Origin of the sequence: Cytobacillus kochii (genome assembly GCF_044790165.1) — a bacterium.
GTDB lineage: Bacteria > Bacillota > Bacilli > Bacillales > Cytobacillaceae > Cytobacillus > Cytobacillus kochii.
The window spans coordinates 1,958,163-1,983,255 of sequence record NZ_CP085254.1; the positions used below are offsets into that span (position 1 = coordinate 1,958,163).

Below are 25,093 nucleotides of genomic sequence, written 5' to 3' on the forward strand. Positions count from 1 at the left end.
GGAAGATGGTGATTGGACTGTGGAAAATAAACAACATACTGTTCAATTAATTGTATTTCAGCTTGGTGATAAAGAATATGGGGTACCTGTTGCAGATGTACTCTCAATAGAAAAAATAGAACATATTACGAGAGTGCCAGGAACAGAGAAGTATATTAAAGGCGTCATTAATCTTCGTGGTGTTATACTGCCAATTGTCGATTTACGCACAAGATTTAATTTACCCGAACACCCGTATTCCGAACATACTAGAATTATTATTACGAAAAAAGGTGAAAAGGAAGTGGGGTTAATTGTCGATGCAGCTAATGATGTGATAGATGTGGCAACATCACAATTAGAGCCCCCGCCTGAAGTGGTGGGAACAGAGTCATTTGATTATATAAAAGCTGTCGCCAAAATGAATCAACAAATTCTTATTTTGATTGACTTAGCTAAAGTATTAAATATAGAGGAGAATGTAGAAGTTTAATGGCTGATTCTTATTCTATTAATGATCGACACCATCTCCCAAAATTTATTGATATGTTAAAAGAGGTAGCAAATATTGGTGCAGGTAATGCAGCAACAGCACTTTCTTCTTTATTGGATAAAAAAGTAAATATGCATGTTCCCTCGGTTCACATATATACCTATCAAGAGGTAGTCGAGGCGAACGGTAATGACGAGAATGTAACGGTTGGGGGTCTATCGCAAGTCTCAGGCTCTCTTTCAAGCCAACTATTATTATTACTGTCTTATCAAAATGTAGAACGGTGGATAGCAGACTTGCTACAAAGCCAAAATGAAATGTTTAGTAGTCTATACGATCACATGGAACAATCAGCATTAGCGGAATTAATGAATATGTTAACAGGCGCCTACGCTTCAGCACTTGGGGATTTTTTTGAAGAACCACTCTTTTGCTCACTTCCTGCTATAAGTATCGATATGTCAGCTGCACTAATCAGTGATGCTTGTATTACACAATCATACGACTATGATGAGTTATTAGTTATTCAAACGAGTATGGAGATTGTTGAAGAATCGAAAGAAGAGCTTTGTCACTTATTGATCTTCCTCGATAATCACTCGTTATCTGAAATCTTAAAGAGATGTGACGGATAAATATAATGAATACAAGTGAAGTCGTGAAAGTTGGGATAGCTGACTGTCATATTGTTCAGGCACCTCAGTTAATTAGGACGTCAGGTTTAGGTTCTTGCGTAGGTGTCGTCCTTTATGATCAAAAAAAGAAAATAGCAGGATTGGTTCATATAATGCTCCCTGACTCGTCCTTAGCAAAATCAAAGGTATTTAACCCCGCTAAGTTTGCTGATTCAGGAATTAAGCATTTGTATGATGAGTTAATTAAAAGTGGTGCGCATCGTATTTCCATCATGGCTAAGTATGCAGGTGGGGCACATATGTTTAAATTTTCATCCGGTCAAGATGTGATCCGTATTGGTGAAAGAAATATAGCGACTACAGAACGAATACTAAAAAACTTGCAAGTTGAAGTGACAGGTAAGGATGTAGGCGGTCATTGTGGACGAACGATAGAGTTCAATCCAGAGAATGGAAAGATGATGGTTAAGACGGTTAATCAAGGAGTGACATATATATAAATATTTGTTAGAGGAGGTGAGTATCTGGTTTAAATCATGTATTTAACCAGATTTAATGAATGCTACAAGTTTCAGAAGAGAAAGCTTGGGATGAGTGGGTATGTTCACGGAATCAAGATGCCGGTAATTTTCTCGTTAAAAGATATATGCCACTTGTAAGTTATCATGTTCAAAGGATTGCAGCAGGTCTCCCTAAAAGCGTGTCAAGGGATGAATTAAAAAGTTTAGGCATGATGGGTTTATTTGATGCACTAGAAAAATACGACCCCAATCGTGACCTTAAATTTGATACGTATGCATCCTTTAGAGTAAGGGGCGCCATCTTAGATGGTTTAAGAAAAGAAGACTGGCTATCTAGAAGCACGCGAGAAAGAACAAAAAAAGTGGAAGCGGCGATTGAAAGATTAGAGCAGGCCTATATGCGTAATGCCACAGTTGAAGAAATTGCTCTTGAGGTACAATTATCAACTAAGGAAGTATATGCTACTCTAAATGAACAATACATGGCCAACTTATTATCTATTGATGAAAAACCGAGTGACTATGATTATGATGATTATTCATTTGTTCTACAAGATGAGAGAGCGATTTTACCAGAAAAACAGCTTGTTAAAAATGAATTAATTGAAGAATTAACGTCCCAAATTAAGCAATTAAACGAAAAGGAACAATTAGTGGTTAGTTTATTTTATAAAGAAGAACTGACATTAACCGAAATTGGTGAAGTTTTACAACTTTCTACATCTAGGATTTCACAAATTCATTCAAAGGCAATTCAAAAGTTAAAGAAAACATTAGAAAAAATCGTCTAATGTTCTTTGAAGGAGGGTTTTTCTATGGTAGGAGGGCATATCATTTCTGTATCACCTGATAGGTTAACTGCTATGTTACATCTACAAGCAAATGAGATACAAGATGATAATATTAAACAAGTAATAGAAAAAAGTATTCGTAAAGCGAATATTACATACGGACTTGACCATGCGCTAATCGCGAAAATCGTTGAAGACCCTCTAGCCTACACTTACCCAATCGAAATTGCAAAAGGCGAGAAACCAGTCGCTGGAAGAGATGCTTATTTAGTAAAGGAAAAATTAAATATGCATAGTGAGAAGCGAGAGAAGCTTAATGACATACATGAGCATATGGTGACAGTAGCAAATGGAGAGGTGATCGCAACCATTTTTCCAGCTACACCTGGTTCGGACGGAATCGATGTTCATGGACAAAGGGTTAACAGCATGAATGGGAAAGAATTACACATCACTCCAGGGGAAAATGTGATCTTACATCATGAGCAATATTATTCTTTAATTAATGGTGAAGTCTTACTCTCAAAAAACACCTTGTCTGTGTTACCGATACAACTGATAGATGGTGATTATCTTCCAGGAAAAGGTATAATGAAATTTGATGGCAATGTGGTTGTGAAAGGGAATGTTTTAACAGGAAGCCATATAGTGGCAACAGGTAATATAAGGGTAGAAGGAACAGTTGAAAACGCAAAATTAGAGGCACAAGGCTATATTTATATTGAAGGTGGAGTCCTTGGAAGCCAATATGGTAAAATTCAGGCTCAAGGTAGTATAAGAGCCCATTTTTTAAATCAAGCAGTAGTAGAATCTGAAAGTAATATATATATAGAGCGTTCAATCCTTCATAGTGTAGTATTTGCCAAGGAACATATTTATGCAAATAAAGCATCTGTCATCGGGGGACATTTATCAACATATGGTGGAATGATTGTCAAAGATATTGGCAATCACCATTTTACATATACTGAAATTGAATTAAAAGATGAGGATTATTCACTTCAAGATAAGTTAGGAGAAATCTCGAACAAACTTGCTGATTTAAATATTGTAAAACAAAAGCTAGTTTCTATTGAGTCTAAATTGCAGGAGGATCAACAGGGACATCCGTTGGCATTAAAACATAAAAAGACTAAGAAACATATCGAGCAAGAAATTTTAAATCTAACGAAAAAGAAACAAGAGATAGAAAGTCACCACGCTTTTCAAAAGGATAAGCTAGCTATCAAAATTCTTGGAGAGCTATACCCTCAAACAAAGATTAAAAAAGGTAAGTACGCCAAGCTATTTAAAAAGCCGAATGCGCATATTACCATTCATTTTGATAAATCAGAATTTATTGTATTACCTATTGAAAACTAAAAAGTAGAGAGTCACTAATAGTTGACAAAAAAGAAGGGATAAATAATGATTGTTTTCTTCCTTATCATTAGTCTCATATTGAATATACTCGCAATCACTGCGATTCTTCTCCTTTATTTACGGCAAAATCGTTTTGTTTCTTTAGAAAAAGAACAAAAAAATAATATAGAACAAATGGATCAATTATTAGCGATATACATAACGGAAATACGTGAAGAGAACGAAGCCTTTTTGAAGCAAGTCCAGCAAAGAAATATATTATCTCCAGTAAATGACGAATCTAACGTACAAAATGAGCCAAATCCACAAGAGTTGAATAAGCGCTATCCAGCAACAACAGCTAAAAAGAAGGCTGCATCTATTTATCAAGCTAATCAAGCCAATAAGGATACTCATATTGACCGTCAAAAAGAAAAGAATGAAGCCACTACCCATTCTTCTATTCAGGACCTTTATCATCAAGGGCACTCCGTTGATGAAATTGCAAAACGCATGAATAAAGGAAAAAAAGAGGTAGAACTTTTATTGAAATTTTCTAAGGAATGATGATAAGTCTTGCTTACTTACTGGAGTTATGCTATATTATAAAACGGTGTTAATACACACGCTTATTGATTTAACTAGTTGGTGCTGTCAATACAGTTTCTAGTTAAAGATGAAATGAGCGGAGGAAAATAAAAACCATTAGGAGGAAACATCCATGTCAGTAATTTCTATGAAGCAATTGCTTGAAGCTGGTGTACATTTCGGACACCAAACTCGCCGTTGGAACCCAAAAATGAAAAAATACATTTTCACTGAGCGTAACGGCATCTACATTATCGACCTTCAAAAAACAGTTAAGAAGGTAGAAGAAGCTTATAATTTCGTTAAAGAACTAGCTGGTGAAGGCGGAACAGTTCTTTTCGTTGGTACTAAAAAACAAGCGCAAGATTCTGTTAAAGAAGAAGCAATTCGTTCTGGTATGTACTATGTAAACCAACGTTGGTTAGGTGGTACATTAACAAACTTTGAAACAATCCAAAAGCGTATTGCACGTCTTAAAGATATCGAAAGAATGTCTGAAGATGGCACTTTTGAAGTACTTCCTAAAAAAGAAGTTGTTCAATTAAGAAAAGAGCAAGAACGTTTAGAAAAATTCTTAGGCGGAATCAAAGATATGAAAGCTCTTCCTGATGCTTTATTCATCATTGATCCTCGTAAAGAGCGCATTGCAGTTGCAGAAGCGCATAAATTAAACATTCCGATCGTTGGTATTGTTGATACAAACTGTGATCCAGATGAAATCGATGTAGTAATCCCTGCAAACGACGATGCAATTCGTGCCGTTAAACTTTTAACTGGTAAAATGGCGGATGCAATTTTAGAAGCTAAACAAGGTGAAGAAGTAACGACTGCATAATTGCTATGAAATGCGTTATTTTTGAAAAGGTGATAATAGGGAGCACCCTTTATCACCTTTTTTTAAAAAGAATGACGTATTTGTTGCCTGCAAATCAAAAGAACGATTGGCACACGCAATATTTGGAAAAGATAATGTAATAATAAAAAAATCATGCTGAATGTTCATATACGACATTTACATATTTAATAAGGAGGATTCCATAATGGCAATCACTGCACAAATGGTAAAAGAATTACGTGAAAAAACAGGTGCTGGAATGATGGATTGTAAAAAAGCACTTCAAGAAGTAGACGGAGATATGGAAAAAGCAATTGACTTTCTTCGTGAGAAAGGTATTGCAAAAGCTGCGAAGAAAGGCGATCGTATCGCTGCTGAAGGCTTAACTTCTATTAAAGTAGAAGGAAATGAAGCTGTTATTCTTGAAGTAAATGCTGAAACAGACTTCGTTGCTAAAAACGAAGGTTTCCAAACACTTGTAAAAGAATTAGGAGGGCACTTGTTAAGTGTAAAGCCTGCGTCAGTTGAAGAAGCACTTCAAGGATCTATGACAAATGGTAACACAGTTGAGTCTCATATCAATACAGCTATTTCTAAAATTGGAGAAAAACTATCATTACGCCGTTTTGAAGTTAAAACAAAAACAGATAACGATGCTTTTGGCGCATACCTACACATGGGTGGACGTATTGGTGTACTTACAGTTCTTGAAGGTACGACTGATGAAGAAGCAGCAAAAGATGTATCTATGCATATTGCAGCATTAAACCCTAAATATATCTCTCGTGATGAAGTTTCACAAGAAGAAGTTGAACATGAGCGTCAAGTTCTTACTCAACAAGCGCTTAACGAAGGTAAACCAGAAAAAATCGTTGAGAAAATGGTTGAAGGTCGCTTAGGTAAATATTTCGAAGAAGTTTGTGTAAACGACCAATCATTTGTTAAAAACCCAGATGAAAAAGTTGGGAAATTTGTTGCTTCTAAAGGCGGGAAAATTAGCGAATTCGTACGTTATGAAGTAGGAGAAGGTATCGAAAAACGCGAAGATAACTTTGCAGAAGAAGTAATGAGCCAAGTGAAAAAATAATAAATCTACCATAGTAGATGAATTTGTGGGGAACACTGTGTGTTCCCTGTTTGTTAGAATAAATGTAGTTTGAAATTTTAAGCAAAAGCTTTTTTTGCTTACTATTCATTATGGAGGTTCTTATGAGCGACCCTAAATATAAAAGAGTTGTTTTAAAATTAAGTGGTGAAGCATTGGCTGGAGAACAAGGTTTCGGCATTAATCCATCAGTAATTAAGTCAGTCGCACAGCAAGTGAAAGACTTAGCTGAGCTAGATGTTGAAGTAGCTGTCGTTGTTGGTGGCGGAAATATTTGGCGTGGTAAGATTGGTGAAGAGATGGGTATGGAACGTGCTAATGCAGATTATATGGGAATGCTTGCAACGGTAATGAACTCCTTAGCACTTCAAGATAGTTTAGAACAACTTGGGATTGAAACAAGAGTACAAACTTCAATTGAAATGAGACAAGTTGCTGAGCCATATATCCGTAGAAAAGCCATTCGTCACTTGGAAAAGAAAAGGGTCGTTATTTTCGCTGCAGGCACAGGAAACCCTTATTTCTCAACAGATACAACAGCTGCACTAAGAGCGGCAGAAATTGATGCTGAAGTTATCTTAATGGCAAAAAATAATGTTGACGGTGTATACTCTGCTGATCCAAGAATCGATAAAAATGCAAAAAAATACGATGAATTATCCTATTTAGATGTCATTAAAGAAGGATTAGCAGTCATGGATTCAACGGCATCATCACTTTGCATGGATAATAATATTCCACTGATTGTCTTTTCTATTATGGAAAAAGGAAATATCAATCGCGCTGTATTAGGCGAGCCAATCGGTACAATCGTAAGGGGGAAAAACTAAATGCCAAAAAATATCATAGCTAATGTAAAAGATCGTATGACAAAAGCAACACAATCTTACTCACGCGAATTAGCCGGTATTCGAGCTGGGAAAGCTAACTCTTCTATATTAGATAGAATAACAGTAGATTACTATGGTGCACCAACACCTATTAACCAATTAGCTGGTGTTTCTGTACCAGAAGCACGTTTATTAGTCATTCAACCCTATGATAAATCTATATTAGGTGACATTGAAAAGGCAATCTTGAAATCAGATTTAGGACTTACTCCAACAAGCGATGGAAACCTTATTCGTTTATCCATTCCGCAACTAACTGAAGAGCGCCGTAAGGAACTTGTAAAAGTTGTGAAAAAAGAGGCGGAAGAAGCAAAAGTAGGCATCCGTAATATTAGAAGAGACGGTAATGATGATCTGAAAAAACTAGAAAAAAATGGAGAAATCACTGAGGATGATCAACGTGGTTACTCAGATGATATCCAAAAAGCAACAGATGAGTTCATTAAGAAAATTGATGAGCTTACAAAAGATAAAGAAAAAGAAATTTTAGAAGTATAATCTTATTTACATTATATAGGACATACTTTTTCGATTGTAGGCGAAGCCCTCTATGATAAATAGGGGGCTTTTTCTATAATGGACCGATTCTAAAACTTCGTGTTTTATGAATGAAGTGAAAAAGGCAGTAGCGTAGAAGAAAATTGAACTATTTTCTTTACTGATAGAATTTGTTGGCAGATAAACCAAAACGACAATCTTTGAAATCGAACTCTTAATTTATAATTAATATCTTAAAAAAATATCTTATTGCATCGTTTTGTGGTAATCTTTAAAATGAGGAGCACAATTGGAGGAAAGTTATTGATGTGCTTACTTATTCTGCCTATAATGAATATATCTGAAATGGCAAAAGCGTCACTCGTTTAATCATCGAAGTAGTATGAACGGAAAAGGGTGCTTATCCATTAAATACATGGCATTACTTATTTAATGGTAAATCAGCCGATTAAAAGGAGTATTCAAATGTTCGATAAAATGAAACTTTGGAAAAATAATAATGACTCAATAGATCTTCAAGAAAGAATAGATAATATTAAAGCACAGCCAATTCCAGAGCATGTAGCAATCATCATGGATGGTAATGGTCGCTGGGCTAAAAAAAGAACGTTGCCGCGTGTTGCAGGTCATCATGAAGGGGCAAAAGTCGTTAGAAAAATCACACGATTCGCCAATCAACTGGGTGTTAAAACGTTAACATTATACGCCTTCTCTACTGAGAATTGGAAAAGGCCAAAAATGGAAGTCGATTTCCTTATGAAGTTGCCATCTGAATTTCTGCAAACGTTTTTACCCGAATTAATTGAAGAGAATGTTCAAGTGAAAATGATCGGAAATAAATCTATTTTACCGGCAGCGACATTAAAAGCAATTGACGAAGCGATCCAATCTACTGCTCATAATGATGGGTTAGTGTTAAATTTCGCTATGAACTACGGGAGTCGAGCGGAAATTATTGAGGCAGTTAAAAACGTCTTAATTGATGCGCAAAGTGGTATAATAGATGAAGAAAAGTTAACAGAAGAAGTTTTTTCATCATATTTAATGACAAATGAGTTGGCCGATCCAGACCTACTGATACGAACGAGTGGGGAAATTCGTTTAAGTAATTTTATGCTATGGCAACTAGCTTATGCTGAGTTTTGGTTTACAGATGTTTTATGGCCAGACTTTGGGGAAGAACATTTTGTTGAAGCAGTTGAAGTATTCCAAAAGCGTCAAAGGCGTTTTGGAGGAGTTTAATAAAGGTGTTGAAATGAATGAAAGAAAGAGTAATCACAGCAATCATTTTTGGAGCAGTTCTCTTGCCACTAGTATTTATTGGTGGGTGGCCATTGATGCTCCTTGCCTATTTTTTTGCAACAGTAGGCTTATACGAGCTATTAAGAATGAAAGGGTTTAATCTATTTTCCCTTCCAGGACTCATATCTACGTTTATATTATGGATGATCATGATTCCTACAGAATTTTATTTTGCTTGGTTGATACGAGCAGGAGTTGGAAAGACAGATATTTTAGTACTTGGTGTACTTCTTTTGCTTACATATACAGTATTAACAAAGAATCGTGTTACATATGATGATATTGCCTTTATGCTCATTTCTACTATCTATATAGGTTTTGGTTTTCATTACTTTCTAGAAACGAGAGCGATGGAGAATGGACTTATTTGGATCTTTTTTAGCCTATTTATTATATGGGCTTCTGATTCAGGTGCGTATTTCTTTGGAAAGGCATTTGGAAAAAGAAAGCTATGGCCAGATATTAGTCCTAATAAAACAATAGAGGGTAGTATTGGCGGCGTTATTTCATCTGTTGTCGTTGCTTGTTTGTTTTTGATTTTTACAGATATTAGTGAACCCGCAATTCTCATTATTCTTATGACCTGTCTATTAGCTGTCTTTGGACAAGTTGGTGACTTGGCAGAATCAGCATTTAAAAGACATTACGGAGTAAAAGATTCGGGTAGAATATTACCTGGTCATGGTGGGATACTTGACCGTTTCGACAGCTTGTTATTTGTTTGGCCATTTATGTATATTATTTTATCTATCATGTAATAAAAGACAGAGTAGAGAAACGATTATATAGAGACGCTGTTTTTAGCGGAGAAAAGTGTAATCATACCTTATGATATGTGGCTCAGTAGACGCTTTTCTTAATAGGAGATGTTTTAGAAATGAAAAAAATTAGTTTAATGGGTGCTTCAGGTTCTATCGGTACACAAACGTTAGATATCATTAGACAGCATCCTGATGAATTCCAATTAGTCGCTTTTTCAGTAGGTAAAAATATTCATTTTGCCCGTCAAGTAATCAACGAATTCCATCCAGAGCTTGTTTCCGTCTTAGAAAAAAGTTCGATGGAGATGCTTAAAGCTGAGTTTCCAAGCATATCATTTACATATGGACAACTCGGTTTAACAGAAGTGGCTGTATATAATAAAGCAAATATATTGGTAAATGCTGTTTTAGGTCGTGTAGGACTAGAACCAACATTACAAGCAATTGAAGAAAGAAAAACGATTGCTATTGCAAATAAGGAAACATTGGTAACAGCGGGGCATTTAGTCATGGAATCAGCAAAAAACTATGGTGTTGACCTTTTACCTGTTGATAGTGAGCATTCAGCGATTTTTCAAGCATTACAAGGAGAGAATGCGAAGAATATCGATCGATTGATTTTAACCGCTTCTGGAGGATCTTTTCGTGATTATAGCAGAGCGGATTTAGAAGCAGTAACAGTAGAACAAGCGTTAAATCATCCTAACTGGTCAATGGGAGCTAAAATCACAATTGACTCGGCAACAATGATGAATAAGGGCTTAGAGGTAATCGAAGCTCATTGGTTATTCTCATTACCATACGATAAGATTGACTGTCTTCTTCATAATGAAAGTATCATTCATTCTATGGTTGAATTCCATGATAGTAGTGTCATCGCACAATTAGGTACACCGGATATGAGGGTTCCTATCCAGTACGCTCTTTCTTACCCGGATCGTTTACCATTAAAGAATAAACGATTAGATCTAGCCAAAATTGGCCAGCTCCATTTTAAAGAAATGGATTATGATCGCTTTCGTTGTTTAGCGCTTGCCTACCAAGCAGGTAAAGAAGGTGGATCGATGCCTGCGGTTTTAAATGCAGCAAATGAAGCAGCGGTTGCAGCATTTTTAGAAGGAAAAATAAGCTTTTTAAAGATTGAAGAATTAATTGAACAAGCTTTAACAAGACATTCCTGTATAAAAGCACCGACATTATCAGAAATACAAGAAGTAGATGAGGAAACAAGAGCCTATATCTATTCGCTTTTATCAAGCTGATTCGTTTTTGATTCAGAAAAAAAGGTGGTTAAAAATTGAGTACAGTCATAGCCTTTATTATCATTTTTGGGGCACTAGTATTTTTCCATGAACTTGGACATTTAATCTTTGCGAAGCGAGCAGGTATCCTATGTCGTGAGTTCGCGATTGGTATGGGACCAAAGGTTTTTTCATTTACAAAAAATGATACACTTTATACGATCCGGTTGTTACCGATAGGTGGCTATGTGCGGATGGCTGGTGAAGATGTTGAAATGGTCGAATTGAAAGCAGGTTACCGAGTAGGATTAGTCTTCAACGACCAAAATGAAGTTCAGAAGATTATTTTAAATAACAAAGATAAATATCCGGATGCAAGGATTCTCGAAATCGAACATGCAGATATTGAACATGAATTGATATTAAAAGGGTATGTCGAAGGCGAGGAAGAAGAGAAATTAGAAACGTTTAAGGTAAATCGACGAGCAGTATTGGTGGAAGATGGAACAGAAACACTGATTGCTCCTTATGATCGCCAATTTTCTTCTAAAACTTTAGGACAAAGAACAATGGCTATTTTCGCTGGACCGATGATGAACTTTGTTTTAGCTTTTGTTATTTTTGTCATCATCGCTTTATTACAGGGGATGCCATCAAATGCGCCGATGCTTGGGGAATTAACAGAAGATGGTGCAGCGATTGATGCAGGATTCAAACAAGGTGACATTGTTCATTCAGTCGATGGTGCAGAAATTTCGAGCTGGCAAGATGTTGTAGAAATCATTCAGAAAAACCCTAATAATGAGCTTGAATTTCAAATTGATCGCGGTGGGGAAGAAATGACGATCCCGGTTACACCTAAGTCGCAAGAAATAGAAGATGGTCCGACAATCGGTGTGATCGGTGTATATAGTCCGATGGAAAAAAATCCATTAAAATCAGTCGTATACGGTGCTGAGGAGACCTTATTATGGACAAAAGAAATTTTTGTTATTTTAGGGAAGTTAATCTCTGGGGAATTTACAATTGATGCCCTTTCAGGTCCTGTTGGTATCTATGTTTCAGTTGACACAGTTGCTCAATCAGGTATATTTTATTTAATGAAGTGGGCAGGTGTCTTAAGCATCAATTTAGGTATCATGAACCTATTGCCTATCCCTGCTCTCGATGGTGGAAGATTAATGTTCTTTGCTATTGAGGGAGTTAGAGGAAAACCGATAGACAAACAAAAAGAAGGTATGGTTCACTTTGTAGGCTTTGCGCTATTAATGCTGCTTATGTTAGTTGTAACATGGAATGACATTCAGCGATTCTTTTTATAAGAAGATGAAACCTGAGGCTCAGAGATCCGTTTTAACTAAATGGTTTCTGAGCCTTGATAATGAAAATAAATAATAGAGGTGTATAAATTAAGATGAAACAAAGTCAGGTATTAATTCCAACTTTAAGGGAAAACCCTGCTGATGCAGAAATTAAAAGTCATCAACTTTTATTAAGAGCAGGATTTATTCGTCAAAATGCTAGTGGTATTTATAGTTATTTACCAATGGCAAGAAAAGTGTTACAAAATATTGAAACGATTATTAGAGAAGAGCTTGAAGCCATTAATGCCGTAGAGATGCTTATGCCTGCACTTCAGCAAGCAGAGCTGTGGCAAGAGTCTGGTCGCTGGTATACATATGGTTCAGAATTAATGAGAATGAAAGACCGTCATGAGCGTGAATTTGCTCTTGGACCAACACATGAAGAGGTTGTGACGAGTCTTGTCCGTGATGAAGTGAAATCATATAAAAGGCTACCTCTTGCTCTGTATCAGATTCAAACGAAATTTCGCGATGAAAAGCGTCCGCGTTTTGGTGTGCTAAGAGGTCGAGAATTTATTATGAAAGATGGTTATTCCTTCCATTCAAGCCAAGAAAGTTTAGATGAGATGTACGATCTTTTTTATCAAGCTTATTCCAATATTTTTTCTCGCGCAGGTTTGAATTTTAGAGCTGTTATTGCGGATTCTGGAGCAATGGGTGGTAAAGATACTCATGAATTTATGGTTCTGTCCGAAATTGGAGAAGATACGATTGCTTATTCTGATACCTCTCAATATGCAGCAAATATTGAAATGGCAGAGGTAGTTTCAACATATGAAAAATCTAATGAAGAGTTAAGAGAACTTGAAAAAGTTAGTACTACGAATCAAAAAAGCATTGCTGAAATTGTGGATTATTTAAATGTCTCAGCAGATAAATGCATAAAATCATTACTATTTAAAGTAGATGAAGATTATGTATTGCTACTTGTTCGTGGTGATCATGAAGTGAATGATATTAAAGTAAAGAATCTGCTTGCTGCCAATGATGTGGAATTAGCTGATGCTGAGGAGACAAAATCAGTTATTGGCTGTGAAATTGGTTCCATCGGTCCCGTTCATGCAAATGTGCGGATCATTGCCGACCATGCTGTCAGTGCAATTGTTAATGGTGTCTGCGGTGCAAATGAAGCTGGATACCACTATGTCAATGTAAATGTGGATCGCGACTTTACCGTAGAACAATATGCAGATGTTCGCTTTATTCAAGAAGGAGACCCATCACCTGATGGAGAAGGTAGTATTCTTTTTGCAAAAGGAATTGAAGTTGGTCATATATTCAAGCTTGGTACGAGATATAGTGAAGCAATGGATGCGACTATTCTCGATGAAAATGGCCGTTCACAACCAATGATTATGGGTTGTTATGGCATCGGGGTTTCTCGTGTAATGGCAGCTATTGCGGAACAACATAGTGATGAAAATGGACTTGTTTGGCCGGAGAATATCGCACCTTATCAACTTCACCTTGTTTCATTAAATATGAAAAAAGAAGACCAAGTGCAATTAAGTGAAAGAGTATACGATTCTTTGAAAGATTTAGGGTATCGTATTTTATGGGATGATCGCGCTGAACGAGCTGGCGTAAAATTTGCTGATAGTGATTTAATCGGTTTACCTTTACGAATTACTGTTGGTAAAAAGGCAAATGAAGGCATCGTAGAAGTGAAATTAAGAAGTACAGGCGAGCAATTTGAAGTATCAGTGGATGAATTACCACAATTCATTCATCATCAGTTAGCATAAACAACCTAAACATTCCTATATAAAAATGATCCGACCCCATTAGTCGTCAAATGCTAAGATGAGAATGGGATCGGTTTTTTATTTTATCATCGATAGAAGAAGTTTGTAGTCCTATTAAAAAATTGCGTCACTGTCCGAATTATAGCTCGATATTTATGTTGAATGCCTGCGCTTCATTCATTTTTGAAGTTTTAAATAACCCGATCATTCCTCGGGGAAATAATATCCATTACCACAAAATAGTTGACAATTAGCGTGATTTTTACTTTATCAAATCTAGTATTTAATTATGATATAATAGTGACCGATTGAAAAAAATAGAACGTTAATGAAGGGGGAGGGCTGAAATGAGCGATGTAAAAGGAAACAAAGAACGTTTTCAGCTCCTGTTACAACAATTAGAATTAACAGAAGATGCTTTTGTTCATTATTTTGAACAAGCCGAAATCATGAAAGTATATATTCAAAAAAAGGAAAAAAGATGGCATTTTTCCTTTAGCCTAGAACAAATCTTACCGGCAACTGTTCTTCAAAGATTTGCAGCTCAATTGCACCACAAGTTTTCTCATATTGCACGTACCTCTTTTTCTATTACTGTTACGAATCAACAATATGATGAGAGTTTAATTCAAGATTATTGGACATTTTGTATGAAAGAAATTGAAGGCATCTCACCACCGATGCTCAAGCTTCTTCATGAGCAAGTGCCGAAAATAAAGGGAAATAAGGTAATCGTTACCGTTAGTAATGATATGGAAAGTCAGTCCATTAAAAATAAGTATGCGCCACTTATTCTTGATAGCTTTCAATCATTTGGATTTCCACCATTTCAAATTGAAACAGAATTGTCAACCGAAGAGAGCAATGAAGCATATGAGCGTTTCTTAGAAGCAAAGAGAAAAGAAGATCAAGAACGCGGCATGCAAGCAGCAATTGAAATGGAGAAGAAAGCATTAGAGCAAGAATCAGATACACCGATACCACAAGGGCCATTGACAGTTGGCTTGACAATTAAAGATGATGCTGACTTCCGCAAACTAATTGATATAGTTGATGAAGAAAGAAGAATTGCTGTGGAAGGTTACGTCTTTCATGCAGAAACAAAAGAACTCAGAAGTGGTCGGACATTATTAACTTTCAAAATTACAGATTATACAAGCTCGATACTTGTAAAAATGTTTTCCCGAGATAAAGAAGATGCTGCACTTTTTCAAATGGTACAAAAAGGTATGTGGCTGAAAGTTCGCGGTAGTATTCAAAATGATACCTTCGTACGTGACCTAGTCATGATTGGTAATGATTTAAATGAAATAAAACCAATTGAAAGAAAAGATACAGCTAAGGAAGAGGAAAAGCGGGTTGAACTTCATCTTCATACACCAATGAGCCAAATGGATGCCGTTAGTTCGGTTAGTGCGCTTGTTTCACAAGCGAAGAAGTGGGGACATAAAGCGATTGCGATTACAGACCATGCTGGTGCTCAATCCTTTCCAGAAGCATTTAATGCTGGTAAGAAAAATGGTATCAAAATACTGTATGGTGTTGAAGCGAACTTAATCGATGACGGTGTACCAATTGCTTATAATGATGCTCATAGACGAGTAGCTGAAGATACTTATGTTGTGTTTGACGTTGAAACGACTGGATTATCTGCTGTTTATGACACCATTATAGAACTTGCAGCCGTGAAAATTCACGACGGCGAGATTATTGATCGTTTTGAATCTTTTGCTAATCCACATCATCCTTTATCTGCTACGACTATTAATTTAACGGGCATAACGGATGATTTAGTAGAGAATGCCCCGGAAGTAGCTGACGTTTTAAAAGATTTTTACGAATGGACTGGCGATAGTGTGCTTGTGGCACATAACGCTTCATTTGATATGGGTTTTTTAAATGTAGGGTATAAGAAAATAGGTCTTGGAAAAGCAACAAATCCCGTAGTAGATACACTTGAATTAGCGCGATTTTTACACCCTGAAATGAAAAATCACCGCCTCAACACATTGGCAAAGAAGTTTGATGTTGAACTAACCCAACATCACCGGGCAATATACGATGCGGAAGCGACAGGCTATATATTAATAAAAATGCTGAAGGATGCGATGGCTAAAGGCATTGAATACCATGATCAATTTAATGACAATATGGGTAAAGGAAATGCTTATCAAAGGGCTAGACCGTCCCATTGTACTTTGATAGCGCAAACGAGTGAAGGATTGAAGAATCTTTTTAAATTAGTCTCGATTGCTCATATTAATTATTTTTATCGTGTGCCACGTATTCCTCGTTCGGTATTACAGAAATATAGAGAAGGTATTATTGTTGGTTCTGGATGTGACAAAGGTGAAGTTTTTGAAGGGATGATGCAAAAATCGCCTGATGAAGTGGAAGAGATAGCTGAGTTTTATGATTATCTAGAGGTTCACCCTAAAGAGGTCTATGCTCATTTATTAGAATTAGAGTTAGTTCGTGATGAAAAGGCGCTCGAAGAAATCATTACGAACGTTGTACAACTTGGTGAAAAATTAAATATCCCAGTTGTGGCCACAGGGAATGTTCATTACTTAAATCCGAATGATAAGATTTATCGTAAGATTTTAGTGAATTCTCAAGGTGGGGCAAATCCGCTCAACCGTCATGAACTGCCTGATGTGCATTTTCGCACGACCAATGAAATGCTTGAATGCTTTGCATTTTTAGGAAAAGATATAGCAAAAAAAATCGTAGTAGATAATACGAATAAAGTTGCTGATATGATTGATGAAATTAAACCAATAAAAGATGATCTCTATACGCCAAAAATAGAAGGCGCAGACGAAGAAATGCGTGAAATGAGCTATAGCATGGCGAGAAGTATTTACGGAGAAGAACTACCTGAAATCGTAGAAGCTCGTTTGGAGAAAGAATTAAAAAGTATTATCGGACATGGCTTTGCCGTTATTTACTTGATCTCCCATAAACTTGTTAAAAAGTCATTAAATGATGGCTACTTAGTAGGATCAAGGGGTTCGGTAGGTTCCTCATTTGTTGCGACAATGACGGAAATAACAGAAGTTAATCCACTGCCTCCTCATTACGTCTGCCCTAATTGTAAACACTCTGAGTTTTTTGATGATGGTTCAGTAGGTTCAGGGTTTGATTTACCAGATAAGGATTGTCCAAACTGTTCTCAGCATTATCGTAAAGATGGCCATGATATTCCATTTGAAACTTTCTTAGGCTTTAAAGGGGATAAAGTACCAGATATTGACTTGAACTTCTCCGGAGAATATCAGCCTAGAGCCCATAACTATACAAAAGTTCTTTTTGGTGAAGAATATGTGTATCGGGCAGGTACGATCGGTACTGTAGCAGATAAAACGGCATTCGGCTATGTTAAAGCGTATCAAAATGATAATAATCTTCAAATTAGAGGCGCAGAAATTGATCGCTTAGCTTCTGGTTGTACCGGTGTTAAGCGAACAACTGGGCAACATCCAGGCGGCATTATTGTTGTTCCTGATTATATGGATATTTATGATTTTTCACCTATCCAGTTTCCGGCTGATGATCGTAATTCAGAATGGAAAACAACTCATTTTGACTTCCATTCCATTCATGATAATGTGTTGAAGCTAGATATACTTGGTCATGATGATCCCACTGTTATTAGGATGTTGCAAGATTTAAGTGGGATTGATCCGAAGACCATTCCAACCGATGATCCAGAAGTAATGAAGATTTTCAGTGGAACGGAATCGTTAGGCGTTTCAGAAGAGCAAATTATGTGTAAAACGGGGACATTTGGTATTCCAGAGTTTGGAACAAGGTTTGTTCGGCAAATGCTAGAAGATACGAAACCAACGACATTTTCTGAGCTTGTTCAAATTTCAGGTCTTTCACATGGAACTGACGTATGGCTCGGCAATGCCCAAGAGTTAATTCATAACAATACATGCACATTAAGTGAAGTTATTGGATGTCGTGATGATATTATGGTGTATTTAATTTATCAAGGCTTAGAACCGGCTTTCGCTTTTAAAATCATGGAATCAGTCCGAAAAGGAAAAGGGCTGACAGAAGAGATGGAAGCGGAAATGAGGAAGAATGAAGTACCTGAGTGGTATATTGACTCTTGCTTAAAGATAAAATATATGTTCCCTAAAGCCCATGCCGCTGCCTATGTCTTAATGGCGGTACGTATTGCCTACTTTAAAGTTCATCATGCGCTTTTATATTATGCAGCTTATTTTACCGTTCGTGCAGAAGATTTTGATATAGATGCGATGGTAAAAGGCTCACAGGCGATCCGAGCAAAAATTGAAGAAATCAATGCGAAAGGCTTAGATGCTTCTACAAAAGAAAAAAACTTGCTGACTGTAATGGAGTTAGCGCTTGAAATGAATGAAAGAGGATATAGTTTCCAAAAAGTTGATTTGTATAAATCCAGTGCAAGTGACTTTATTATTGAAGGTAATACACTGATTCCGCCGTTCAACTCTATACCAGGATTAGGTACGAATGCAGCACTGAATATTGTAAAAGCAAGAGGAGAAGGGGACTTCCTATCGAAGGAAGATCTTCAGCAAAGAGGTAAGGTATCTAAAACAATTATCGAGTACTTAAATAATCATGGTTGTTTAGAAGAATTACCAGACCAAAATCAGTTAAGTTTGTTCTAAGTCGCTTTTACAGCTATTCCATTTGCATAAAAATTATGGTTATGGTATAGTTTTATTGGAAATACTAACGGATATCTTCGCAAACAAGAGTGGGGCAACCCACTCTTTCGTCTTGTTATTAACCAAAATTTTCATCGGTTACTAAGATGATCCGGTATATCTCGATTAGCAGCAACTCTAGTGTTTGCTGCTACATTTATAATGAATAGGCATCTTGCTAGAAGGAGGGATAAAGATGAGTAAAGTGACTGAAGAAGTTGAACAATTAGTCACTCCTATTTTGAGCGATCTTCAGTTGGAATTAGTTGAGATCGAATATGTGAAGGAAGGAAAAGACTGGTTTCTTCGTGTCTTTATTGATAAAGAGACAGGCGTTGATATAGAAGAGTGTGGAGTAGTTAGTGAACGCTTAAGTGAGAAATTAGATGAAATTGACCCAATTCCTTATAACTATTTCCTTGAGGTCTCTTCACCAGGAGCGGAACGCCCTCTAAAAAAAGAACAAGATTTCATGAAAGCAATTGGTAAAAACGTATTTATAAAAACGTATGAACCAATAGATGGAGAGAAAACATTTGAAGGTGTACTAACAGACTTCGATGGCCATATCGTAAAAGTTGAAATGAAAGTTAAAACAAGAAAGAAAACGGTAGAATTACCGTATGAAAAAATCGCAAAAGCTCGCTTAGCTATTGTCTTCTCATAAAGCAATTGGCGTAACGCAACTTATTTAAAGGGGGATATGAATCACATGAGCAGTGAATTATTAGATGCTCTTATTTTGCTTGAAAAGGAAAAAGGAATTTCACGAGATGTCATTATTGATGCAATGGAAGCCGCGTTAGTGTCTGCTTATCGTAGAAACTTTAATCAAGCACAAAATGTCCGTATTGATTTAAATTTGGGTAGTGGCACTATGAAAGTATTTGCCCGCAAAGAAGTCGTTGATGAAGTGTTTGATCCAAGATTAGAGATTTCTATCGAAGATGCACGCAAGATTAATCCTAACTATACGGTTGAAGATATTGTAGAAATGGAAGTAACGCCAAAAGATTTTGGTAGAATTGCTGCACAAACAGCCAAACAAGTCGTTACTCAACGTGTTCGTGAAGCAGAAAGAGGCATTATTTATTCTGAATTCATTGATCGAGAAGAAGATATCATGACAGGCATTGTCCAAAGACAAGACGCAAAATTTATTTACGTTAGTCTTGGTAAGATTGAAGCGATTTTACCTGTAAGTGAACAGATGCCTAGTGAACAGTATCGCCCACATGATCGTATTAAAGTGTTTATTACAAAAGTCGAAAAAACAACAAAAGGTCCACAAATTTATGTTTCTAGAACACATCCAGGACTTTTAAAACGTCTTTTTGAAATTGAAGTACCAGAAATTTATGACGGTACTGTTGAATTAAAATCTGTTGCGCGTGAAGCGGGAGATCGCTCAAAAATCTCTGTACATTCTGATAATCCAGAGGTAGATCCAGTTGGTTCATGTGTTGGACCTAAAGGTACACGTGTGCAAGCCGTTGTTAATGAGTTAAAAGGTGAAAAAATTGACATTGTGAAGTGGTCTAGTGATCCAGTTGTCTTTGTAGCCAATGCATTAAGTCCTTCTAAAGTGTTAGATGTTGTAGTAAATGAAGAGGACAAAGCGACAACGGTTGTTGTTCCAGATTATCAACTATCGCTAGCTATTGGGAAACGTGGACAAAATGCAAGACTTGCGGCGAAGCTTACTGGTTGGAAAATTGATATTAAATCAGAGACAGAAGCAAGAGAAGCCGGCACATATCCAAGAGATGAAGCTCTTTTAAGCTATCATCAAGATGATGAAGATGAAGATTTTACATTCCCTGAAGACAAGGAATAAGAGGTGAATGGCTGGTGAACAAAAGCAGAAAAATTCCGATGAGAAAATGTATAGCGACGGGGGAAATGATGCCGAAGAAATCACTCGTACGCATTGTTCGCTCAAAAGAAGGCGAAGTTTCGGTTGATGTTACAGGTAAGAAATCCGGTCGCGGAGCGTATCTTACAAAAAGTAAGGAAGCCATCTTACTTGCAAAAAAGAAAGATATTTTAGCTAGTCATCTAGATGTACAAGTGGATGAGGACATATATAACGAACTTTTAGATCTTATTGAAAAGGAGAAATGACCGTCCAAAATGAATGAGAGAAAATGGATGTCATTACTTGGCTTGGCCAATCGAGCGCGTAAAATCACTTCAGGTGAAGAGCTTTCTATAAGCGATATTAGAAAAGGGAAAGCGAAGCTGGTTTTGTTGTCTGCAGATGCTTCTGCTAATACGACAAAAAAAGTAACAGACAAATGTAAATCTTATGCTGTTCCTTATAAGATTGTCCCAGACAGAGAATTGTTAGGGCAAGCAATTGGCAAGGAAGCAAGAGTAGTGGTGGCTGTTTTAGACGCTGGATTCGCCAAAAAGCTATTAACGTTGCTCGATTAATTCTAGCGGGGGTGAAAGCATGAGTAAAATTCGCGTTTACGAATATGCTAAAAAACATAATCTATCTAGTAAAGATGTAATTACGAAATTAAAGGAAATGAATATAGAGGTTTCGAATCATATGACAACATTAGAACCAGGTGAAGTAACAAAATTAGACGGTATTTACAATAAGCAAGAAGAGAAACAACCACAAAAACAACAATCAGCGCAAGCACAACCTGCAAACAATCAGAAAAATAAACCAGCAGGTGCACCAAAAGGCAATAGAAATAAGCCAAATAATAATAATAATAATAATAATAATAAGAATCAAAAACCTAATCGCAATAATAATCAAAAAAATAAACCAAAGAATAAAGGGCAGAAGCCACCTCAACCACCAGCACCTAAAAAAGTAAAAGAATTACCAGAGAAAATCACTTTTACTGAATCACTAACAGTTGGTGAGCTTGCTAAGAAGCTCCATAGAGAGCCTTCAGAAATCATTAAAAAGCTATTTATGCTTGGTGTGATGGCAACAATTAACCAAGAACTAGATAAAGATTCCATTGAGTTAATTGCAGGCGAATATGGTGTTGATGTAGAAGAAGAAGTATTAGTAGATGTGACAGATTTAGAAGCATATTTCACTGAAGATGAAGAGACTAATCTTAAGGAACGTCCATCTGTTGTAACGATTATGGGTCACGTTGACCATGGTAAAACGACATTACTTGATTCCATTCGTCACACAAAGGTAACTGCTGGCGAAGCTGGTGGAATTACACAGCATATTGGTGCCTATCAAGTAGAAGATAAAGGTAAGAAGATTACTTTTCTAGATACACCTGGTCACGCGGCATTTACAACAATGCGTGCCCGTGGAGCGAAAATAACTGATATTACAATTTTAGTTGTTGCAGCGGATGATGGTGTGATGCCGCAGACAATTGAAGCAATTAACCACGCTAAAGCTGCTGAGGTACCTATTATTGTTGCTGTTAATAAAATGGATAAAGAAGCGGCAAATCCTGACCGTGTAATGCAAGAGCTAACAGAACATGGATTAGTTCCTGAAGCATGGGGCGGAGATACAATCTTTGTACCGATTTCAGCCATTAAAGGTGACGGTATCGATGAGTTGTTAGAAATGATTCTCCTTGTTGGTGAAGTAGAAGAATATAAGGCGAACCCTAATCGCAATGCTGTCGGAACAGTTATTGAAGCACAGCTTGATAAAGGTAGAGGATCAGTAGCCACTTTACTTGTACAAAACGGAACATTGAAGGTTGGTGATCCGATTGTTGTCGGTAATACATTTGGTCGCGTACGTGCGATGGTTAATGACCTTGGGCGTCGAGTAAAGACTGCAGGACCATCTACTCCTGTAGAAATTACAGGATTGAATGATGTCCCTCAAGCAGGTGACAGGTTTGCTGTTCTAGAAGACGAGAAATCTGCGCGCCAAGTAGGGGAAGCACGTGCACAATTAGCTCTACAAGCACAAAGATCTGAGAAATCTCGTGTTAGCCTTGATAACTTATTTGAGCATATGAAAGAAGGGGAAATGAAGGACATAAACATCGTTGTAAAAGCTGATGTTCAAGGTTCAGCTGAAGCCCTAACTTCCGCATTAAATAAGATCGATGTAGAAGGCGTAAAAGTACGTATTCTTCATACAGGTGCGGGTGCCATTAATGAATCAGATATTACGCTTGCTGCTGCATTTAACGCAATTGTCATCGGCTTTAACGTAAGACCTGATACGAATGCAAAACGTGCGGCTGAAGCAGAAGATGTTGATATTCGTCTACACCGTATCATTTATAACGTAATTGAAGAAATTGAATTAGCAATGAAAGGGATGCTAGACCCAGAGTTTGAAGAAAAAATTATTGGTCAAGCAGAAGTCCGTCAAACATTTAAAGTATCAAAAATTGGTACAATTGCCGGTTCTTATGTTACGGAAGGTAAAATCACAAGAGATTCTGGTATCCGCCTAATTAGAGACGGCGTTGTTATTTTCGAAGGTGAAATTGATGCGTTAAAACGCTTCAAAGATGACGCGAAAGAGGTAGCAACAAATTACGAATGTGGTATTACAATTAAGAACTACAATGATGTCAAAGAAGGCGACATCATTGAAGCTTATATTATGCAAGAAATTGAGCGTAAATGATTGTAGGTTTGGTTTCGTGTGAGTGTATGATATATGATGCTCGTTCATTAAAGGAAAAGAGAAGTGTATTACAGCGAATCCTCACTCGTCTGCAACAGAAGTTTAACATTTCTGTTGCAGAAGTTGGGTTTCAAGATACATGGCAACATACACAAATTGCCATAACTGCTGTAGCTTCAAGTAAGCAGGCCGTTGAGTGGGAGCTTTCAAATGCGCTTAAATTAATTGATTCTTTTCCTGAGATTGAGCGGACAATTACAGACATTGAATGGCTTTGAAAAAGAGGTGTAACAATTGAGCCTAAGATCAAATAGAGTTGGCGAGCAAATGAAAAAAGAGCTCGGAGAAATTATCGGTCGAAAAATTAAAGACCCACGAGTGGGATTTGTAACAGTAACAGATGTTCATGTGACAGGTGATTTACAACAAGCTACTGTCTATATTTCTGTTCTCGGTAATGAAGAACAAAGAGAAGATACATTGAGAGGATTGGCTAAAGCTAAAGGGTTTATCCGTTCAGAAATCGGTCAGAGAATACGTTTGAGAAAAACCCCTGAAATCACTTTTGAGTTTGACGAATCAATCGATTACGGTAATCGTATTGAAACACTCCTTCATCAAATTCAAGATGACGGTCAATCCAAAGATAAGGAATAAATAATGATTGGCGGATAGACGTTTGTCTATCCGTATTTATTTCACCTTAATTTGAATTTTAGTGAAAGGGGGCGTACAAAATGGAAGGAATATTACCTTTATTAAAGCCAAAAGGAATGACTTCTCATGACTGTGTATTTAAGTTACGCAAGATTCTAAAAACGAAAAAGGTGGGTCACACAGGAACATTGGACCCTGAAGTCACTGGCGTATTACCTATTTGTATTGGACGGGCTACGAAGGTTGCCGAATATATTACGGATGCAGGTAAAGAGTATGAAGGAGAGGTCACAATAGGTTTCTCGACAACGACAGAAGATGCCTCAGGCGAAGTGGTTGAAGAGAAGAAGGTAGATAAACCGATTACTCGAGAAGAGATTATCGCGGTGTTCCAGCAATTAACTGGAGAGATTGTCCAAACACCACCAATGTATTCTGCTGTTAAAGTGAATGGTAAAAGACTTTATGAATATGCACGACTAGGGCAAGAAGTGGAGCGGCCAAGTAGAAAAGTGCGCATTGATCGTATCACATTGCTAAATGAGCAGGAAGTATATAATGGGGAACAGATTACTTTTCGTTTTCGTGTTGCTTGTGGAAAAGGGACATATATTAGAACCTTAGCAGTTATGATGGGTGAACTTCTTGGTTATCCTGCCCATATGTCTGATTTAACTCGCATCCGGTCTGCAGACTTTACCATTGAGGATTGTTTGACATTACCACAAGTGGAGGAAGTGATGAACGAGGGAAGAATAGCTGATGTGCTCAAACCGTTAGAATGGGGGATTAGCTATTTGCCGAAATATCAAATAAATGATAAAGTAGCAATGAAAGTGAAGAATGGCGCAGTTCTTCCTACTCCTGAAGAACTTGAGAGTGTATCTGGTCCTATTGTAATGGAGACTGTGAACAATCAAGCGTTGGCCTTGTATATCCATCATCCTGATAAACCAGGTATAATAAAGCCAACTAAAGTTCTATACATAGGTGAATAGGGTAAAGGTAAACGTTCTTTTACATAAAGTAGACGTTCTATGCCTA

Annotated in this window: 24 protein-coding genes; all 24 read left to right on the forward strand. The window is 37.0% G+C overall.

All coding sequences use genetic code 11. The annotated features are described in order from the left end of the window. The first annotated feature begins 19 nt into the window (after positions 1-19). The 24 genes from LG276_RS10325 to truB all read left to right on the forward strand — a co-directional run bounded on the left by LG276_RS10325 (position 20) and on the right by truB (position 25,047). Complete coding sequence (locus LG276_RS10325) at positions 20-472, forward strand: chemotaxis protein CheW (RefSeq protein ID WP_224938617.1); 453 nt, start codon at positions 20-22, stop codon at positions 470-472. Beyond that, entirely contained in the window at positions 472-1,107 is a 636-nt protein-coding gene (locus LG276_RS10330; RefSeq protein WP_224938618.1) for a chemotaxis protein CheC, read from the forward strand. The genes LG276_RS10325 and LG276_RS10330 overlap by 1 nt, the downstream gene beginning before the upstream one ends. 5 nt (positions 1,108-1,112) lie before the next feature. Continuing rightward, positions 1,113-1,607, forward strand: coding sequence for a chemotaxis protein CheD (locus LG276_RS10335; protein WP_180316976.1), 495 nt, complete (start codon positions 1,113-1,115; stop codon positions 1,605-1,607). Between the two features lie 59 nt (positions 1,608-1,666). Beyond that, positions 1,667-2,419 carry a FliA/WhiG family RNA polymerase sigma factor gene (locus LG276_RS10340; RefSeq protein ID WP_224938619.1) on the forward strand — a complete coding sequence of 251 codons (753 nt, stop codon included), beginning with the start codon at positions 1,667-1,669 and terminating at the stop codon, positions 2,417-2,419. A gap of 24 nt (positions 2,420-2,443) precedes the next feature. Further along, entirely contained in the window at positions 2,444-3,781 is a 1,338-nt protein-coding gene (locus LG276_RS10345) for a DUF342 domain-containing protein (protein WP_251161466.1), read from the forward strand. A gap of 45 nt (positions 3,782-3,826) precedes the next feature. Then, a complete protein-coding gene (locus tag LG276_RS10350) occupies positions 3,827-4,327 on the forward strand; it encodes a hypothetical protein (protein ID WP_251161467.1) in 501 nt (166 codons plus the stop codon). Positions 4,328-4,481: 154 nt separating this feature from the next. Further along, positions 4,482-5,183 (forward strand): 30S ribosomal protein S2, encoded by a 702-nt coding sequence (gene rpsB / locus LG276_RS10355; protein WP_095369504.1) that lies wholly within the window; start codon positions 4,482-4,484, stop codon positions 5,181-5,183. 205 nt (positions 5,184-5,388) lie between these two features. Further along, positions 5,389-6,270: a translation elongation factor Ts gene (gene tsf / locus LG276_RS10360; protein WP_404294259.1), complete on the forward strand. Its 882-nt coding sequence runs from the start codon at positions 5,389-5,391 to the stop codon at positions 6,268-6,270. Positions 6,271-6,392: 122 nt separating this feature from the next. Next, a complete protein-coding gene (pyrH, locus tag LG276_RS10365) occupies positions 6,393-7,118 on the forward strand; it encodes a UMP kinase (RefSeq protein WP_095369502.1) in 726 nt (241 codons plus the stop codon). Then, positions 7,119-7,676 carry a ribosome recycling factor gene (gene frr, locus LG276_RS10370; RefSeq protein ID WP_224938622.1) on the forward strand — a complete coding sequence of 186 codons (558 nt, stop codon included), beginning with the start codon at positions 7,119-7,121 and terminating at the stop codon, positions 7,674-7,676. Positions 7,677-8,141: 465 nt separating this feature from the next. Then, positions 8,142-8,918, forward strand: a complete 777-nt coding sequence (locus LG276_RS10375) for an isoprenyl transferase (RefSeq protein ID WP_224938623.1) — start codon at positions 8,142-8,144, stop codon at positions 8,916-8,918. A 17-nt stretch (positions 8,919-8,935) separates the two neighbouring features. Then, positions 8,936-9,736 (forward strand): phosphatidate cytidylyltransferase, encoded by an 801-nt coding sequence (locus tag LG276_RS10380; protein WP_224938624.1) that lies wholly within the window; start codon positions 8,936-8,938, stop codon positions 9,734-9,736. A gap of 119 nt (positions 9,737-9,855) precedes the next feature. After that, positions 9,856-11,001: a 1-deoxy-D-xylulose-5-phosphate reductoisomerase gene (gene dxr / locus LG276_RS10385; RefSeq protein ID WP_224938625.1), complete on the forward strand. Its 1,146-nt coding sequence runs from the start codon at positions 9,856-9,858 to the stop codon at positions 10,999-11,001. A gap of 35 nt (positions 11,002-11,036) precedes the next feature. Next, a complete protein-coding gene (rseP, locus tag LG276_RS10390; protein ID WP_095369497.1) occupies positions 11,037-12,302 on the forward strand; it encodes an RIP metalloprotease RseP in 1,266 nt (421 codons plus the stop codon). Positions 12,303-12,394: 92 nt separating this feature from the next. Then, positions 12,395-14,089 carry a proline--tRNA ligase gene (locus LG276_RS10395; RefSeq protein ID WP_224938626.1) on the forward strand — a complete coding sequence of 565 codons (1,695 nt, stop codon included), beginning with the start codon at positions 12,395-12,397 and terminating at the stop codon, positions 14,087-14,089. 347 nt (positions 14,090-14,436) lie between these two features. Beyond that, the gene (locus LG276_RS10400; protein WP_224938627.1) at positions 14,437-18,756 is read left to right on the forward strand and encodes a PolC-type DNA polymerase III; all 4,320 of its coding nucleotides are present in this window, start codon (positions 14,437-14,439) and stop codon (positions 18,754-18,756) included. Positions 18,757-18,991: 235 nt separating this feature from the next. Then, positions 18,992-19,462, forward strand: coding sequence for a ribosome maturation factor RimP (rimP, locus tag LG276_RS10405; protein WP_095369494.1), 471 nt, complete (start codon positions 18,992-18,994; stop codon positions 19,460-19,462). 45 nt (positions 19,463-19,507) lie between these two features. Further along, complete coding sequence (gene nusA / locus LG276_RS10410) at positions 19,508-20,632, forward strand: transcription termination factor NusA (RefSeq protein ID WP_191812158.1); 1,125 nt, start codon at positions 19,508-19,510, stop codon at positions 20,630-20,632. 14 nt (positions 20,633-20,646) lie between these two features. Beyond that, complete coding sequence (gene rnpM, locus LG276_RS10415) at positions 20,647-20,919, forward strand: RNase P modulator RnpM (RefSeq protein WP_251161469.1); 273 nt, start codon at positions 20,647-20,649, stop codon at positions 20,917-20,919. A gap of 9 nt (positions 20,920-20,928) precedes the next feature. Then, positions 20,929-21,231, forward strand: a complete 303-nt coding sequence (locus LG276_RS10420; protein ID WP_095369492.1) for a YlxQ family RNA-binding protein — start codon at positions 20,929-20,931, stop codon at positions 21,229-21,231. Between the two features lie 19 nt (positions 21,232-21,250). After that, positions 21,251-23,392 carry a translation initiation factor IF-2 gene (infB, locus tag LG276_RS10425; protein ID WP_251161470.1) on the forward strand — a complete coding sequence of 714 codons (2,142 nt, stop codon included), beginning with the start codon at positions 21,251-21,253 and terminating at the stop codon, positions 23,390-23,392. Continuing rightward, a complete protein-coding gene (locus LG276_RS10430) occupies positions 23,389-23,670 on the forward strand; it encodes a DUF503 domain-containing protein (protein WP_095369490.1) in 282 nt (93 codons plus the stop codon). Before infB ends, LG276_RS10430 begins: the two co-directional genes overlap by 4 nt. A 16-nt stretch (positions 23,671-23,686) precedes the next feature. Continuing rightward, on the forward strand, positions 23,687-24,049 hold the full coding sequence (gene rbfA, locus LG276_RS10435) for a 30S ribosome-binding factor RbfA (protein WP_095369489.1): 363 nt from the start codon (positions 23,687-23,689) through the stop codon (positions 24,047-24,049). An 80-nt stretch (positions 24,050-24,129) separates the two neighbouring features. Further along, positions 24,130-25,047, forward strand: coding sequence for a tRNA pseudouridine(55) synthase TruB (truB, locus tag LG276_RS10440; RefSeq protein ID WP_224938629.1), 918 nt, complete (start codon positions 24,130-24,132; stop codon positions 25,045-25,047). Positions 25,048-25,093 lie beyond the last annotated feature (46 nt).

Excerpts from the sequence above, each read along its gene's own strand:
- LG276_RS10330 (WP_224938618.1), top strand. The coding sequence starts at position 472 with ATGGCTGATTCTTATTCTATTAATGATCGACACCATCTCCCAAAATTT.
- LG276_RS10335 (WP_180316976.1), top strand. The coding sequence starts at position 1,113 with ATGAATACAAGTGAAGTCGTGAAAGTTGGGATAGCTGACTGTCATATT.
- LG276_RS10340 (WP_224938619.1), top strand. The coding sequence starts at position 1,667 with ATGCTACAAGTTTCAGAAGAGAAAGCTTGGGATGAGTGGGTATGTTCA.
- LG276_RS10345 (WP_251161466.1), top strand. The coding sequence starts at position 2,444 with ATGGTAGGAGGGCATATCATTTCTGTATCACCTGATAGGTTAACTGCT.
- LG276_RS10350 (WP_251161467.1), top strand. The coding sequence starts at position 3,827 with ATGATTGTTTTCTTCCTTATCATTAGTCTCATATTGAATATACTCGCA.
- rpsB (WP_095369504.1), top strand. The coding sequence starts at position 4,482 with ATGTCAGTAATTTCTATGAAGCAATTGCTTGAAGCTGGTGTACATTTC.
- tsf (WP_404294259.1), top strand. The coding sequence starts at position 5,389 with ATGGCAATCACTGCACAAATGGTAAAAGAATTACGTGAAAAAACAGGT.
- pyrH (WP_095369502.1), top strand. The coding sequence starts at position 6,393 with ATGAGCGACCCTAAATATAAAAGAGTTGTTTTAAAATTAAGTGGTGAA.
- frr (WP_224938622.1), top strand. The coding sequence starts at position 7,119 with ATGCCAAAAAATATCATAGCTAATGTAAAAGATCGTATGACAAAAGCA.
- LG276_RS10375 (WP_224938623.1), top strand. The coding sequence starts at position 8,142 with ATGTTCGATAAAATGAAACTTTGGAAAAATAATAATGACTCAATAGAT.
- LG276_RS10380 (WP_224938624.1), top strand. The coding sequence starts at position 8,936 with ATGAAAGAAAGAGTAATCACAGCAATCATTTTTGGAGCAGTTCTCTTG.
- dxr (WP_224938625.1), top strand. The coding sequence starts at position 9,856 with ATGAAAAAAATTAGTTTAATGGGTGCTTCAGGTTCTATCGGTACACAA.
- LG276_RS10395 (WP_224938626.1), top strand. The coding sequence starts at position 12,395 with ATGAAACAAAGTCAGGTATTAATTCCAACTTTAAGGGAAAACCCTGCT.
- LG276_RS10400 (WP_224938627.1), top strand. The coding sequence starts at position 14,437 with ATGAGCGATGTAAAAGGAAACAAAGAACGTTTTCAGCTCCTGTTACAA.
- rimP (WP_095369494.1), top strand. The coding sequence starts at position 18,992 with ATGAGTAAAGTGACTGAAGAAGTTGAACAATTAGTCACTCCTATTTTG.
- nusA (WP_191812158.1), top strand. The coding sequence starts at position 19,508 with ATGAGCAGTGAATTATTAGATGCTCTTATTTTGCTTGAAAAGGAAAAA.
- LG276_RS10420 (WP_095369492.1), top strand. The coding sequence starts at position 20,929 with ATGAATGAGAGAAAATGGATGTCATTACTTGGCTTGGCCAATCGAGCG.
- infB (WP_251161470.1), top strand. The coding sequence starts at position 21,251 with ATGAGTAAAATTCGCGTTTACGAATATGCTAAAAAACATAATCTATCT.
- LG276_RS10430 (WP_095369490.1), top strand. The coding sequence starts at position 23,389 with ATGATTGTAGGTTTGGTTTCGTGTGAGTGTATGATATATGATGCTCGT.
- truB (WP_224938629.1), top strand. The coding sequence starts at position 24,130 with ATGGAAGGAATATTACCTTTATTAAAGCCAAAAGGAATGACTTCTCAT.